Below are 15,456 nucleotides of genomic sequence, written 5' to 3' on the forward strand. Positions count from 1 at the left end.
TCCTTAACAATTTAATTTTTAAATTTAATAATTTTATTTTTTTGACATATAGCTAAATACTTTTATAAAAATTAGAAAATACTTAGATTTAGTTCTTTAGAAAGACCTTCTATGACCTTCACTCCACCAATGCTGTTTCCATGCTTATCAAGTGCTGGTCCTACAACTGCTATTCCCATACGGTTTGGAGCAACAGCCATGATACATCCACCTACTCCACTTTTAGCAGGAACACCAATATTAACAGAAAACGTTCCAGATCTATCATATAATCCACAAGTTGTCATAATAGCTTTCACTATTTTGTTAATTTCCTCTGGAATTAATCTTTCATTTGACCATGGTGCTACACCATTATTTGCAACTACAGAAGCTATCTTTGCTACATCTTCAACAAGCACCTCTATTGAACAGCATTTGAAGTATGCATCTAATATATCCTCTACATCCTTTTCAATTATGTTAGCGCCCTTAAGATAGTAAGCTATTGCTCTATTTGTATTTCCAGTTAATTTTTCTGAATTATAAACTGAATAGTTTACATCAATTTCATCATTATTGGCCAATTTTTTCATCATATTGTGGATTCTGCTAAACTTTTCTATGCCGTTATCTCCTGATACAAGAGATGTGCAAACTATTGCTCCTGCATTTATAAATGGATTTAAAGGTTTGTGGTCGTCATTTATTTCCAACTTCAGTAATGAATTAAATGGGTCTGAAGACGGTTCACTACCTACCTTAGAGAAAACTTCATCCTTTCCATTATCTATAAGAGCACATATAAGAATTACTACCTTTGATACACTTTGAATAGTAAACTTTGTCTTATAGTCACCTTCTAAAATAGAATTACAATTCACGTCGAAAACACATACTCCAAGGGCATCTCTGTCCCCCTTTGCAAGTTCAGGAATATACGCTGCCACTTGTCCAAGTTTTGTAATATCCCTGCTGTCTTCAATTACTCTTTTCAAAATCGATTTCACTAGTAATTACCTCCTGCTTAATTTATGGACATTAATCTCAACACTAAATATACCAAGCAAGATTCATGCCAAACAAAAAGCATAGGTAAAATTAAAACCCCGATAATTTTTCTGCATATTTATGTTGAACACGCTCGAAAATGCACATAAAAATGCTCGATATCAAACATCATGTTTAATATCGAGCATTTTTTTAATATAAAGCTAAACCTTTTAGCAATTTATTTTTATTCTATTATATCATTAAAGTATTTTTCCATCCTTCTATTAAGTGCATGTCTTGATATTCCTAGGAGTTTTGAAGCAGCACTAAAATTTCCCTTTGATTTGTCTAAAGCTTTTGTTATATAATACTTTTCTAAGTCTGCAACCTTTTCCTCTAATGAAAACCCACATTGAAGTATTTCTTCATCTTCTTCTGCAAATTCTATATTTTTTTTATCAGTTACTTGTTCTTGTATCTCACCAGGGAGATTTTCTACATCTATAAAACTTGCATTATTTAAAATTACAATCCTCTCTATAATATTTTTAAGTTCTCTTATATTTCCTGGCCATTGATAAGATGTCATTTTATCAATAGCTTCATTTGTGAAGCCTTTAAAATTCTTCTTAAATTTAGTATTGAACATATGCAAGAAATATTTAGAGAGTTCTACAATATCAAGCTTTCTCTCTCTCAATGCCGGAATAAAAATAGGTACCACATTCAATCTGTAATATAGATCTTCTCTAAATTCCTTTTTAGCTATTGCTTCTTCAAGGTTTTTATTAGTAGCTGCAATTACCCTTATATCGACTTCTATTTCCTCAAGTCCACCTATTCTATTAAACTTTCTTGTTTCAAGAAATCTAAGCAATTTAGACTGTATGTCAAGCGGCATCTCCCCTAATTCATCAAGGAATACAGTTCCACCATGAGCTAGCTCCAAAAGTCCCCTCTTTCTGGAATTAGCACCACTAAATGCATTTTTTTCAAAGCCAAAAAGTTCACTCTCAAGAAGCTGCCTAGGTATTGCAGCACAATTAACACTAAGCATTAATGAATCTTTTCTATTACTGTTCTTATGTATAAAGTTAGCAATAACCTCTTTGCCTGTTCCAGTTTCTCCTCTTATCAACACCGTCACAGAATCATTTTGAGATAATACATTCATTTTTTTAATGGTATCTTCCATTATAGGATCTTTGCTTATAAATGTATCTCCTGATTTTAGTTCTCTTTCTTCATAAAGCTTTAACTTTTTCTTCATACTCTGACTAGCAATTGCCTTTGATATAGTGACTTCAATTTCTTCGATGTCTAGAGGTTTCTTTATATAATCTATTGCCCCTATTCTTATTGCCTCAACGGCAGTTTTGATGTCTCCATATGCTGTCATAATAACTATTTCTACGTATTCATCTATTTGCTTTATTTTTCTTGCAACATCTAGACCATTTTCTGATCCTAACCTCATATCAAGTAATATAACATCAGGCCTAAATTCCTTTAATTTTTTTATTCCCTCCAACCCGTCTGCTGCTGTTTCTACATTATATCCAAAATCACATAGTCCCTCTCCAAGGGTTAATCTCATTATTTCTTCGTCATCAATTACTAGAATTTTAGTATCCATTAATCTCTCCTCTATACTTTGGCAAATATACCTTTACAATAGTTCCAACTAATTCTATACTTTCTATTTCAATATTTCCATTGTTTGCTGTAGCTAATTTATGTACTACAGAAAGTCCTAAACCAGTTCCACTTTCTTTAGTTGTAAAAAATGGATCATAAATTTTATTTATATTCTCCTTACTTATTCCAAGCCCATTATCCTCAAATGATACAAGTATACACTTGTCATCTCTTTCTATTGGGTTTTCTACACTTATCTTTAAATCACCCTTTACATCAATAGCATCTAATGCATTAGATATGATGTTTAGAAAAATTTGCAAAAGCTGTCCCTTATCAAAATATACTTGTGCCCCCTTTGTATCATAATTTACGCTAACCCGTGCTTCCTTTTCTCTTATTTTCTTATCTGAGAAAAGAAGTGCTCTATCCAAAATCTCAGATACATCTATAATTTGAAACTTTGGTATTCTAGGCTTTGAAAAGTTTAAAAGATCTGTAATTAATAAGTCAAGCCTGTCTGTTTCTTTAATTATAGCTTCAAATAAATTTTGTTCAGATGCTTTAAGATTACTAATAAGCCTTTTATTTAATATTTGTGCACTCATTTTAATTCCTGAAAGAGGATTCCTTATTTCATGTGCTAAAGCCGCTGTTAGCTCTCCTAACGAAGTAAGCCTGTCTATCCTTTCTACACTTTCCTCAATTTTTTTCCTGTTTGTAATATCATTAAAACTGCATATAACACCAATACATTCTCCAGAAGAATTTTTCATTAAAGACGTGGTTATATCCAGGTAAACTGACTCCTTCGTATCATATTCATTAAAACACTCTATTCTATTTATGTAATCCATTCTTTCTATAGTTGCGTTTATCTGCATCATAAGTGTTTTAATTATCTTAGGCTTTTTTTCATTAAGGCACATTAGTTTTTCAATAATATCTGATGCAGCATCGTTATAATTCTTTATTTTCCCACACATATCTGCAGTTATTATTCCTGTTGAAATACTACGTAATATATCTTCATTGAACCTTTTCATTTGTAAAAATTTATTACTTCCAATAGCTATCTGTTGCTTCATTTCATTAAATGCTTCACCCAAAAGTCCTAATTCATCTTCCATCTTAATATCTGTATTATTTTTAGGTTTTCCTGTTATTACATCGTTATATCCTTCTAAAAGTATGGATATAGGCTTTGAAAAACTATCTATCAAAAAAAGAATTGCTTGCAGTGAAATAAATATTGAAATAACTATTAATATTAAATATGGCTTATATGCATTTAAAACATTAAAGAAGATTTCATACTTATCAATTACTACATATACAGAAGCATTTAAATTTTCATATGTTCTCTTCTTAATTTCATATCTTTTATTCTCTGTGTATCCAAGTTTTATTTTATCAGTATCCAAGTTAATACCAGCTAAACTGCTATAAAATATATCATCCCCATCATAGGCTATAACTCTCAACTTTTTCAATGAAGAAAGTTCACTAGATAGCATCTGTTTAGAATAAAAACCATCTTCCATTTTATAAGTTCTTTCTGAAATTAAGTTTAAAAAGCCTTCTGTATTCTGAACAACATTCTCATAGTAAATCTTTTGCATTCTACTAAAAAAAGAGACACTCAGTATTAGTGTAGGCATTATCATCAAAAATAATATTGGTAATACTATTCTTCTTTTAAATTTAAGCTTCATATTCTACACCTTACTCTTCCTTAAAAATATAAGTTTACAAATTTAAATTTTAATATAAAATTAGTTACTCTTTTAACTACTATTTTACGATACTTATCAACAATTTCTTTTATTATAACTTATTATTTTCTGGTTTTGAATAAAAAATTTTAACACTCACACTTATGTATATGCTAGAATAATTATGTAACCATACTTAGGAGGTGCCTTGTGTTTAAAATATTAAATGGTCTAAAAATAAAAATTATTTTATTTATTATAGCTATCATTCTTATATTTACAAACATTTATATAAACGCTAATCGTATAATGTCTCAAAATAAGTATACTAAATCTTTTAATATTTCTGTGGAGCAGTATAATCTTTCAATAACTGAATTTTTATCTACCTTGGAAAGTGCTGTTGAAATGTTATCTAAAAATGAAATGATTCAATCTGTATCAGATAATCCTGATAAATATTATGATTCTACTCTTGAGCTTCTAAAAACCTTTCAACAGGCTTATTCCTCAACTGCGTTTGCTTATTTTACACCAGAAAAAAAAATCTTTGGCACTAAGAAACTTGTGTCATGGCCAGACACTTCAGAAGAACTCTCGAATAATTATTGGGAACCAACAGAAAGGCCTTGGTATATAAACACAATAAATTCAGCGAGTAAAATCACTTGGACTAAGCCCTATATTGATAGTACAACAAAAAAAAATATAATTACTGTTTCTAAAACTGTTACCGATAAGGAAAATAAGTTTAAAGGCGTTATGGCTATAGACATTTATCTTGATGATTTATCTAAAAAAATAAACTACTTTAAAGAATTTAATCAAGGAGATATTTTTATTATCTCAAGAACTGATAATGAAAATTTTTTTATAGTTGATAATATTGAAAATATCAAATCTAAAGCTATTTTTAATAACAAGCTTATCAATAGTCTATATAGCCAAAAATCAGGAAGCTTAAATTCTGATAATATATCAGGAAACTATTATATTTCATATACGACAAATACAGTTACTGGATGGAAAGTGGTAGGTGTAATAGAACAAAATCAATTAACAAAAGAAACAAAGACTATAATAACTAATATATTTATAGGAGTTGTTGCCATAATATTTATAAGCATTATTAGTATATTATACATTACAAAACAAATGGGGAGTACTATACAATCACTAAGTGTTTCTATTAAATCTACCGAAGAGCAAACACTTCCTAAATCAATAAAATTAGATTTATTTCAGATTGAAAGTGATGAACTTCTATTTGAGAAAGCAACTTCACATATTAATATATTATTTGAAATCGAGACTGAAAAAGAAAGAATAAATAAGCTAATAAAAAATGCCAACGATTTTAGTTACTCAAATTCTAAAGAGTTAAAAACTTTAATAACAAGGCTAAATAGCTATAAATGCAAGCTCAATTCTTCCATAAAATCTCATGAAATCCAAATTACAAACATAAATAATTACTTTTTCGAGATCCAAGATTACATAAATTCTCTATGTAAAACTTCTATTGCCATTGAACTAAAAACTGAACTTGTACAATTAGATGAACTTATTAGTTCTATTATTAACTCTTAAGTAAACTAACAGCCATATAATCTATGACTTATATGGCTGCCTTACTCATACTTACCTATTTACAGTTCACCGTAATGAATTTTAAATTTATTTCATTTCATTAATCATGCCTTCAGAATAGCCCGCATATTCCGTATTAGGGTAATCCTTCCTAACTTTTTCAAAGAATACAAGAGCGTTTTTATTATCACTAGCTTGTTTATAACAGTTTCCTATTTGATAAAGTACCCATGGCATGATATCTAACTCCGGATCAATTTTTTCAACCATTATTAGTTTTGGTAATGCCTCTTGATACTTTCCTTGCTTGTATAATTTATTCGCCTCATTGTATATAGTCCATATATTATTTGTTTTCATATTATTCCATATCTTATTAAATCTTAATTTTTCTGTGTCATCAAGTTTTAAAGATCTTAGTGATGTCAAATTATCTAATACTTTTTCATAATTTCCTTCTGCATAATACTTTTCAGCATCACTCAGCATTGAAATAATATTGTTTTTACTTTTATAATTATCAAGTTCTAGTTTTGCAGTTTCCAAATCTTTTTGGAGTTTTTTATTTTCTTCTTCTATCTTATTATACTGTTCATTTATTGCTTGCTTTTGTTCAATCTCCTCGTTTTTATTAGTCTCAGTATTTTTAGGCTTACTAAACATCCCTTGAATGTTAGAACGATTCCAATAAGCTAATCCTGAAATAGTGATTATTGTAATTGCTACTAAAAATGATATACTGCACTTTTTTGTAAAGTTAGTAGTATTTTTTATTTTCTTTGTATTATCCGAATTTGAGCTAGCATCTTTTATAGTGTCAAGTGCTTTTAAAACAGTCCTCTCAGCCTTCAACTCCTGTAAATACTCATTTGCAAGTTTAGCATATATGCTGTATCTAGCTAATTTTTTAAAAGTATTTTCGGCCTTATTAAAGTCCTTTATATAGACATAACATAAACCTAAAAGTTTTATTGCTTCACAAAAATCCGAATTAAGTGATAAAGATTTTTTTAAGTCTGTTATAGCTAAGTTTACATGCTTTAGTCTTAAATTTATAATAGATTTGTTATATAAAGCTATAGATTTGCGAACACTGCTAGGAATTTCATGCGAATTAAATTCTTCAGAGCTAATGCTAATAGGATTTATTTTTTGTATTTCGTAGTCAAAATTCATAAGCCCATCCCACCTTTATTTTAAACGCAGTATTGTTTTGATTAACATTTCACCAATACAATACTAAATTTATATATATTTAAATTAATTCTAAATTGTACATGATAATTATACATATTTAGACATTTTCTTTCAATAGATTCCAACAAATAATTTTTTAACCAAGTACTTATGAATATAACTATACATTCAATATATGGAAAAACCATTATTATTTTATCACTTAAAAAAGCACCTGCAAATTGCAGATGCTTTAGGATTTCATGTTTAAAAAAATTAATATGGTATTTCATCTAATTATTTATGCCTAAATAACATTTCATTAAACTGACAATTTAGCTCTTTCTTCACAAGAGTTAACTGCTGCATCATTTCCAAGTCCATTTAAAATTCTCATTTCATATCCTATACAAATGAATGTTATCACTGATGAAACAAAATCCGCAATTGGTCCTGATCTCCATACCCCATTCAATCCATAAAAGTGTGGAAGTATGAGTATAAGAGGTATAAGCAATGTAATTTGTCTTAATAAACTTAAAAACATTGAATATTTTGCTTTTCCAACAGCTTGGAAATAATTAGTGCAAGTTGCTTGTGGTCCCACAAAGGCAAATGCCATAAGATAAATAGAAAGTCCATTTGCTCCTAGAGCTATAAGCTTAAGATCTGTTTTATTAAAAATTTTAATAATTTCAGTTGGGAATAATTGAACTAAAATAAATCCAACTGTTGATATACATGTGTTTACAATGACTGCATATAACAATGCTTTTTTAACTCTGCCCATATTTTTAGCACCATAATTATATCCAATTATAGGCTGTGCTCCTTGATTCACACCAAGTACTGGCATTAATATTAAAATAGCGATGCTCATTATAAGGGAATAAGCTCCTATGGCAAGATCTCCACCATACTTTGCTAAATTTGTATTTATAGTAATAGTAACTAAACTAGCTGCAATCTGCATCGCAAAAGGAGACATTCCTATTGCTATTATTTCTTTAATAACAGACTTTTCCAACTTCATATTCTCTTTCTTTAGCTTTAACGCACTTTTGCTACCTGTGAAATATTTATATATCCATATGGAGCAAACAGCCTGTGAGGTGATAGTTGCCAGTGCTGATCCTACTACACCTAACTTAAAACCAAATATCAATATAGGATTTATAATCAAATTAAGTACAGCACCTATAAGCATAGTAATCATAGCTGTTTTAGGATCACCTTGTGAACGAATTATAGGATTTAATCCAAATCCAACATTTTGAAGTACAGTACCTAAGAGCACTATTCCCCCAAATTGCTTTGCATAAGGCATTGTTTCTGCACTTGCACCTAATACCTTTAAAAGAGGTTGTAAAAATATAAGTCCTAAAATAGTTACAATTATCGACATTATGATTGTAAGAACATAAGAAGTACCTAAAATCTTTTCCGCCTCATCTTTCTTCTTTTGTCCTAATTTTATAGAAACTACCGCTGCGGCACCTGTCCCAACAAGCATTCCTACTGCCATAATTATGTTAGTAATAGGAAATGTAACCGCCACTCCTGAAAGCGCAAGTGATCCAACTCCTCTACCAACAAATATTCTGTCCACAATACTATATAAAGCATTAACAAGCATGCCTATAACAGCTGGAATAGAAAATTTAAGAAGAAGTTTCCCTACACTTTGCGTTTCCAATTCTTTCGATTCATCCATATTTTATACTGCCTCCTTTATTTTAACTATTATATTTAGCTTCCTAAGCGTATTAATATAATTAAACGCATTAAAACATGCTATATACTTATTTTTCTATAGCATTAAGATTATTATATAACTTTCTCATCCATGATATAAAAATTCTTCTTTCATCATCAGAAAAGCCTTGAGATACTTCATCTTCAATTTCTTTTAAAATTGTTATAGATATCTCCTTCATCTGTCTTCCCTTTTCCGTTAGATAAAGTCTTTTGAATCTTGCATCTTCATCATCCTGTTTCCTATATATAAACCCTTTTTTTAGTAACATTTCTACAAGTCCAGATACAGAAGCTGCTTTCAAACATAGATTTTCTTGAATTTCTTTTTGAGTAAGTCCATCCTTATTCCAAAGCTGATACAAAATTGACTTTTGGGACGTGGTTAAATCATACTCCTGAAACCTTTTATCATGAACATTTTTCATAGCTCTATCAATCTTATTAATCCAATATCCAATCCAATCCTCAGGTTTTTCCCTCATAAATTAGTTAGCCTCCTAAATGTTTCTTATATAAGCATAGCAAATATTAAGCTTTACTGCAAGTAATTTAATGAAAAATAAAGTTGCACTATATCCTAATCATCTATAGCTATATTCAATATGTACTAAAGGCTATAGAACATTTTGTTCTATAGCCTTTCTCTAAGACTTATTCTTAGTTTATAAGGTTCTGAAAACATATCATATATAGAGTTTTCAATTATACAATGCTTAACTGTAAATAAAAATCCATCATGTACTGGATAAGCTACTTCCTTACTATTTAATATCACAAGAATTTCCTCATTAGTTAGTTGCTTCTCTACATTATTTTCTGCAAGAACTTTCCCGCTTGAGTCTTTAAATTCAAATACTACTCTCATAGTTCTTTCTCCTTAAATTGTTATTTGCATCTCACTTATACTTATATTTGGGTTTTTATATCTTCCCTTATTTTGCGTATTCTTACCATATTCAATAGCTTTTACTGGACAAAAATGAATACATGCTAGACATTGTGTACACGCATTTCCCCATTCTGGTTTTTCTTTAACCCTAATGATCTTAGAATTGCATACTTTTTCACATATTCTGCACCCAGTACACTTATTATTTACATTGAACTTTTTTGTATTCATGGCATATTTATTGAATAACGGATTTATGACTGATGTTAGTATTCCTGGCAAGAATCCCTTTTCAACTTGAAATATATCTACTCTTCTTTCTTTAATAATTATATTAATATTTTTCAAGATTTCCTGTGCAAACTGCAGTTTCTTATTTTCAACCTCTTTTGAATCAATATTACCCATAATAATATAATTATTAGGCATTACAATTGAAAATCCGCTGCTTAATTTCATGCCCTTTTTATTTAAACAATTATCAAGAACTTTCATGGTGTCTCCTATATTTTCTCCACAAGTTGCTACAGAAAAAATATAATTATCATTATAATTATTAATCTTTAATTTTTCAATAAACTGTAACACCATCTTAGGCGGCGCCCATGCATACACTGGAAATACAAAGCCTATAACTTCGTTATCTTTTAACGTATACTCAAAACTTCTATTCTCGCTGTTCATTTCTTTTGATATAGAGATTAATCTCTCATCGTTATAATTTCCAATACTTTTAGCTGCCTCTAAAGAGTTGCCAGTACCTGAAAAATAAAATATCATAATAAAACCTCTCTCCTTATAGTAATTTGATTATCCTCAGCTATTATTTTTTAGCTTAATTCTTATTTCTTCGCACACGTCATTTATGGAAGGATTGTTCATGTCGGATACTATTGTCATAAATTCACCAATATTGTTCATTATCTCTTTAGTTTTCTTAAGTTCTTCTAATAATTTTATAGTACTTTGATTATCATCAATTTCTTTTATTGTATCATATAATTCACTGTATTTCTCTTTCCAATACTTTATATATTTAGCTTTACTTAATGCATCATATATAAGAGCATCATTTAAAACTACAGTAAGTATTCTCTCTATATAATTTTCATCTTTCATTACCTCTAGTACTTCATACATACAGTTTACAGATTTTAAATAATTGTCACTAATTACTAATATTGCATGGCTGCTTTTCCTTATTCTCTTCATAAAAACTTTTATACTTTCCCAACTTTCAATATCTCTTTTGTCCCTTTGAAATATAACCTGTCTACTTTTAAAATAATTATCTATTTCATTTACAACGTCCTCATCCTTCCAACAATAGGATAGAAAAATATTGTTATTCATGTAACCTCATCTCCCTGTACCTAATAATAAATTATATTCTGTAATCTTAAGTCTTTTAACTTATTTAAATCTTTATGCGCCAGTATAATCCTATACCTAGTTTGCCACTTGTCACGTGGGTGGCACTAAATTTTATACAGCATCCATCTGCAGGTTTTTAAATCATATTTGATTTCAAATAGTTTTAGCACATCATTAATTAAGCTTTGGCATTTAAATACAAGCATGATATTGCCAGCAAGCTTCTCAGTTTCTTTTACAATAACCTTATCAACTTTTATTACCTTTATAGTTTCGTCCTCCATCTGCATCCTAAATCTTAAAGGCCTTACATCACCCTTATCGTTGGTGTAGGAAACTACTTCAATTGGTTTAGCTATGATTCTCATAATTCTCACCTCTCACTATAGCATAGAACTAATTAACGGATAGTCTTCTTCTCCTATACCTCCGCACATTGATCTTAACCCTGAATGTAGAAAGCATGATCTCATAATAGCTTTATTTCCATACTTGAATCTAATTTCATCAACTGTCTTATTTAGCTCCCTATCCTTATCATAATTGAAAGAATCAAGTATACTATATTGATAAAAATCGTTATTACAAAAATCTGTTATATGCACCCCTAGATGTCTTATCTTATTTCCTTTCCATGCATTATCAAATAACAAGCATGCAACTTCATATATTTTTCTAGTGGAATCTGTAGCTGTAATTAACTTATTTTGACGTGAATAAGATATTAAATCACTGCCTCTTATTGATACTGAAACTACCTTACAACAGTTACCTGAATTTCTAAGCCTCATGCTTACTGTTTCACATAAAGATAAAAGTACCTTATGGGCTGTTTCTTTATCTTCTACATCAAAGGGAATTGTTGTAGAATTCCCTATACCTTTCATATCAATATAGTTACCCTTTCTTACCTTTGAATTATCTATGCCATTAGCATAATTCCATATTAATTCACCATGACTTTTAAAAATACTTTTCAGTATATTTACATCATAATTGGCTAAATCTCCTATTGTATTGATATTTAATTTGTGTAATTTAGGAGTTGTAGCTCTACCTACCATAAATAAATCTTCAACTGGAAGAGACCACATTTTCTTCTTTATCTCCTGTGGAAATAAAGTTTGAATTTTATCTGGTTTCTTTAAATCTGAAGCAACTTTTGCAAGTAGCTTGCTATTCGATATTCCTATATTTACTGTAAATCCTAATTCATTCTTTATTCTTTCCTTTATGGTTTCAGCAAGCTTCATATAATCTGGATATAAATTCTCCATATCAGAAAAATCTAAAAAACTTTCATCTACAGAAAATCTTTGTATGTTAGATGTATACTCTTGTAATATTTCATGCATAGCTGAACTACATTGAATATACAACCAATATCTTGGTGGTACCACTACTAATTCAGGGCACTTTATTCTAGCACTATACAAAGTTTCACCAGTTTGAATATTATACTCCTTCGCAGGAATTGACTTTGTCAGAACAATTCCATGTCTACTCGACTCATCCCCACCTACCACCGATGGGATTGTTCTAAGGTCCAACTCCTCTCCTTGCTGAAGCCTATAGGTCGCCTCCCAAGAAAGGTATGCACTATTTACGTCAATATGAAAAATTAATGTACTCATAAATTCTCAACCTCTTAATAAATTTTAGTTCTTCTTAGAACATACGTTCGTATATATTATATACCATTTTTATACTTTTTATAAGAGGTTTTTAAAAAAATTATGACTTAAGTAAAAACGATAAGTTAAAGCTATAATTAGGGTATTATCATAAAAACAAAAAAATTCCGATACTTTATTTTCTAAAGTATCGGAATTTCTGGTTTTTATGAGTAATACATTCATACTCATTTTATAATATTAGCTTTCATAAAGTTATCAACTTTTTAGGGCTAATATCACATCTAAAGAACATAACAATCTAAGCTGCACTAATATAGGTATTTAATATTTTAATAAAGCCTTGCAAATACCTTCATATCCTTTTGCAGCTTTTATAAGCTCATTAATTTCTATGTATTCATCAATTGTATGAGCTAAATTTTCACGAGATGGTCCAAAACCTATTGTTTTGATTCCAGCTTCTCCTGCATAATGACTTCCATTTGTACAGAAAGAGTAGTATGTTATTATTGGATTCAAGCCTATCTCCTCTAGAGAACTATAACACTTCTTAACAAAATCATCTTCTCTTGAATACTTCCATGCTGGGAAAAATCTTTCATCAGAAATCTCCTCACCTGTATAGCATTTTTCTTCTCCTCTTGCATAAAAAGCTCTAGCATTAAATTCTGGATCTTCGTTTTTCATTTCTTCAATTAAATCTAATACTGGTTTTAAAACTTCTTCCTTTGTTTCACTAACCAAAAGTCTTCTATCATAAGTTATTCTGCAATAATCTGGAACCACAGAAGCGCCTGGATATGGGGATGATTTTATATCGACTAATTCAAGTATTCCCTGTCCCAATTCTTCATCGTAATTCATTTCCATGTTTCTTATCTTATCAATTAATTTTGATGCCTTATATACTGCGTTTATTCCCTTTTGAGGATTTGCTGAATGAGCAGCCTTCCCATAAGTTTCAATAACTATTTCTGCTCTACCTCTTTGTCCTATTTTTAAGTTACATTCTGATGCTTCTCCAATTACTACATAATCAGGTTTTACTCTTTCATTTATCTTTCTCGAAGCAACTCCTTCAAAGCACTCCTCATGAACTACTCCTGCTACATAGAGTTCACCTTCAAACTCCTTATTAGCTCTCTTTGCAAAATTTGATACTCCACAAAGCATAGCTGATAAAGCACCCTTCATATCTGAGGTTCCTCTTCCATATATCTTTCCATCAATAATTTCGCCGCCAAAAGGATCTACTGCCCATTTTGAATTATCTGATACCTCAACGGTATCTATGTGAGCATCAAATAATATCTTTTTCCCTGGTTTATTTCCCTTTATGCATCCCACTATATTCCCATATTCATCAACATGAAAGTTATCAAATCCTAAATCATTAAATATGTCTTTTAACCTTTCTACCACTTGCTCCTCTTCACCTGAATAGCTTTTAACTTTAACAAGCTCTTGACATACATTAACAACCCTTTGTTCATTTTCCTTTAACAACATTAATGATCCCCCCTTTAGTAATCTGCTAAAAATATATCAAGCAATGTTTATGCCAATAATATTAATTTACATTTCGCAAATTGATAAACTCATAAATATATTTTCCAAATTTGATAAACTTCACTACAGCTAGGGTTACTCATCTATTAATCTATTATCAAATTGATAAAATTACTAATTCCATAATAAAACTTACGTATTATTAGTATCATAGTGATAATAATTATTAAAATGATAATACTTAGTTCTAGATATATTAACATAATGCAACAATTCAATAATTTACTATATAAACGTACTAAAATGATTAAGAATGCAATAAATATAGAGATGGTTAACAACTATTTTAGTCATTAACCATCCCCTAACTTCCTTCTTTTTATGTGAGAACCAAGTGAAAATTTATGTTAATAAGCTATTACTTAGTTTTAATAGTTATTTCAGCACGATTTTCATAAGCTTTTTTAATCGCACCTATTATATCACCATGTGCATCCTTAACACTCATAGTTGCTCCAGATACTATATCAGCAAGATCTTTTTTTTCTTGATCAGTAAGCTTAGCATATTTTTCTTTATCTTTTTCATTTTTGGAATCAGCCTTTAATGGACGTCCATTAACGTCAGAACAATTCTTTTCATACCATTGTTCAATTTCTGATACAGTTTTACCTTTAAAAACCTTCTGGTAGAAGTCAGCTTGTTTATACCAATCTCTAGCATAGTCCATGCCATATTCATTTCCACGTTGACGTTTAGTTTTCCAAGCATTAACCTCAGCTGCAATCGTTTCATCAGTATTCTTAGATACTTCACTTACCTCCATGGTTTTATGATCAGTTACATTATATCCTTGTGTGCCTGGCCATCCAGAAAAATGAGGCATACTTGCACCATCATAGTTAGGGGTACTTACTTCTAAGGAATCCAAATAAACATCAAGTATTTTTCCATCCTTATCAAACATAGCACTAGCAGTTACATAAGTAAAGGTATACACTTGAGTTCCCTTACTATCCTTTCCAGGTCCTACACGGAAAGTTGGAATTTGTCCTACTCCCCTATAAATTTTCATTTGTGTTGACTGTGTTTGATTAGCCTGCTGTGCAGTTGGCTGACTTGAACTACATCCTGCTAAAAGTCCAATAGATAGTGTCAAAGCTAAAATCATTGGCATTATCTTTCTTTTCGCCATGTG

14 protein-coding genes are annotated in these 15,456 nt (G+C 30.0%); 1 reads left to right on the plus strand and 13 read right to left on the minus strand.

The annotated features are described in order from the left end of the window. Nucleotides 1-71: 71 nt before the first annotated feature. From glsA to JOC70_RS15750, 3 genes are all read right to left on the minus strand, one after another. Complete coding sequence (gene glsA, locus JOC70_RS15740) at nt 72-989, minus strand: glutaminase A (RefSeq protein ID WP_204599852.1); 918 nt, start codon at nt 987-989, stop codon at nt 72-74. Between the two features lie 227 nt (nt 990-1,216). Continuing rightward, on the minus strand, nt 1,217-2,608 hold the full coding sequence (locus JOC70_RS15745; protein WP_204599853.1) for a sigma-54-dependent transcriptional regulator: 1,392 nt from the start codon (nt 2,606-2,608) through the stop codon (nt 1,217-1,219). After that, nucleotides 2,598-4,325 carry a sensor histidine kinase gene (locus JOC70_RS15750; protein ID WP_204599854.1) on the minus strand — a complete coding sequence of 576 codons (1,728 nt, stop codon included), beginning with the start codon at nt 4,323-4,325 and terminating at the stop codon, nt 2,598-2,600. The genes JOC70_RS15745 and JOC70_RS15750 overlap by 11 nt, the downstream gene beginning before the upstream one ends. 210 nt (nt 4,326-4,535) lie before the next feature. Between JOC70_RS15750 and JOC70_RS15755 the strand changes: the two genes are divergently transcribed. Further along, the gene (locus tag JOC70_RS15755) at nt 4,536-5,915 is read left to right on the plus strand and encodes a cache domain-containing protein (RefSeq protein ID WP_204599855.1); all 1,380 of its coding nucleotides are present in this window, start codon (nt 4,536-4,538) and stop codon (nt 5,913-5,915) included. Between the two features lie 87 nt (nt 5,916-6,002). On the opposite strand, the gene JOC70_RS15760 is transcribed toward JOC70_RS15755, so the two are convergent. From JOC70_RS15760 to JOC70_RS15805, 10 genes are all read right to left on the minus strand, one after another. Continuing rightward, a complete protein-coding gene (locus JOC70_RS15760; RefSeq protein WP_204599856.1) occupies nt 6,003-7,091 on the minus strand; it encodes a tetratricopeptide repeat protein in 1,089 nt (362 codons plus the stop codon). A gap of 322 nt (nt 7,092-7,413) precedes the next feature. After that, complete coding sequence (locus tag JOC70_RS15765; protein WP_204599857.1) at nt 7,414-8,805, minus strand: MATE family efflux transporter; 1,392 nt, start codon at nt 8,803-8,805, stop codon at nt 7,414-7,416. A gap of 88 nt (nt 8,806-8,893) precedes the next feature. Continuing rightward, entirely contained in the window at nt 8,894-9,331 is a 438-nt protein-coding gene (locus JOC70_RS15770) for a MarR family winged helix-turn-helix transcriptional regulator (RefSeq protein ID WP_204599858.1), read from the minus strand. 149 nt (nt 9,332-9,480) lie between these two features. Further along, on the minus strand, nt 9,481-9,714 hold the full coding sequence (locus JOC70_RS15775; protein WP_204599859.1) for a hypothetical protein: 234 nt from the start codon (nt 9,712-9,714) through the stop codon (nt 9,481-9,483). A gap of 12 nt (nt 9,715-9,726) precedes the next feature. Next, nucleotides 9,727-10,518 (minus strand): EFR1 family ferrodoxin, encoded by a 792-nt coding sequence (locus JOC70_RS15780; RefSeq protein ID WP_204599860.1) that lies wholly within the window; start codon nt 10,516-10,518, stop codon nt 9,727-9,729. A 36-nt stretch (nt 10,519-10,554) separates the two neighbouring features. Further along, nucleotides 10,555-11,091 carry a toll/interleukin-1 receptor domain-containing protein gene (locus JOC70_RS15785; protein WP_204599861.1) on the minus strand — a complete coding sequence of 179 codons (537 nt, stop codon included), beginning with the start codon at nt 11,089-11,091 and terminating at the stop codon, nt 10,555-10,557. A 125-nt stretch (nt 11,092-11,216) separates the two neighbouring features. Continuing rightward, complete coding sequence (locus tag JOC70_RS15790; RefSeq protein ID WP_204599862.1) at nt 11,217-11,480, minus strand: hypothetical protein; 264 nt, start codon at nt 11,478-11,480, stop codon at nt 11,217-11,219. 15 nt (nt 11,481-11,495) lie between these two features. Further along, on the minus strand, nt 11,496-12,746 hold the full coding sequence (locus tag JOC70_RS15795) for a Y-family DNA polymerase (RefSeq protein ID WP_204599863.1): 1,251 nt from the start codon (nt 12,744-12,746) through the stop codon (nt 11,496-11,498). Nucleotides 12,747-13,070: 324 nt separating this feature from the next. Next, complete coding sequence (locus tag JOC70_RS15800; protein ID WP_204599864.1) at nt 13,071-14,258, minus strand: YgeY family selenium metabolism-linked hydrolase; 1,188 nt, start codon at nt 14,256-14,258, stop codon at nt 13,071-13,073. 418 nt (nt 14,259-14,676) lie between these two features. Next, the gene (locus JOC70_RS15805; RefSeq protein WP_204599865.1) at nt 14,677-15,453 is read right to left on the minus strand and encodes an FMN-binding protein; all 777 of its coding nucleotides are present in this window, start codon (nt 15,451-15,453) and stop codon (nt 14,677-14,679) included. Nucleotides 15,454-15,456: the final 3 nt, after the last annotated feature.

This window comes from Clostridium pascui (genome assembly GCF_016908015.1).
GTDB classification, from domain to species: Bacteria; Bacillota; Clostridia; order Clostridiales; family Clostridiaceae; genus Clostridium_AK; species Clostridium_AK pascui.

Excerpts from the sequence above, each read along its gene's own strand:
- JOC70_RS15745 (WP_204599853.1), bottom strand. The coding sequence starts at position 2,608 with ATGGATACTAAAATTCTAGTAATTGATGACGAAGAAATAATGAGATTA.
- JOC70_RS15750 (WP_204599854.1), bottom strand. The coding sequence starts at position 4,325 with ATGAAGCTTAAATTTAAAAGAAGAATAGTATTACCAATATTATTTTTG.
- JOC70_RS15760 (WP_204599856.1), bottom strand. The coding sequence starts at position 7,091 with ATGAATTTTGACTACGAAATACAAAAAATAAATCCTATTAGCATTAGC.
- JOC70_RS15765 (WP_204599857.1), bottom strand. The coding sequence starts at position 8,805 with ATGGATGAATCGAAAGAATTGGAAACGCAAAGTGTAGGGAAACTTCTT.
- JOC70_RS15770 (WP_204599858.1), bottom strand. The coding sequence starts at position 9,331 with ATGAGGGAAAAACCTGAGGATTGGATTGGATATTGGATTAATAAGATT.
- JOC70_RS15775 (WP_204599859.1), bottom strand. The coding sequence starts at position 9,714 with ATGAGAGTAGTATTTGAATTTAAAGACTCAAGCGGGAAAGTTCTTGCA.
- JOC70_RS15780 (WP_204599860.1), bottom strand. The coding sequence starts at position 10,518 with ATGATATTTTATTTTTCAGGTACTGGCAACTCTTTAGAGGCAGCTAAA.
- JOC70_RS15785 (WP_204599861.1), bottom strand. The coding sequence starts at position 11,091 with ATGAATAACAATATTTTTCTATCCTATTGTTGGAAGGATGAGGACGTT.
- JOC70_RS15790 (WP_204599862.1), bottom strand. The coding sequence starts at position 11,480 with ATGAGAATCATAGCTAAACCAATTGAAGTAGTTTCCTACACCAACGAT.
- JOC70_RS15795 (WP_204599863.1), bottom strand. The coding sequence starts at position 12,746 with ATGAGTACATTAATTTTTCATATTGACGTAAATAGTGCATACCTTTCT.
- JOC70_RS15800 (WP_204599864.1), bottom strand. The coding sequence starts at position 14,258 with ATGTTGTTAAAGGAAAATGAACAAAGGGTTGTTAATGTATGTCAAGAG.
- JOC70_RS15805 (WP_204599865.1), bottom strand. The coding sequence starts at position 15,453 with ATGGCGAAAAGAAAGATAATGCCAATGATTTTAGCTTTGACACTATCT.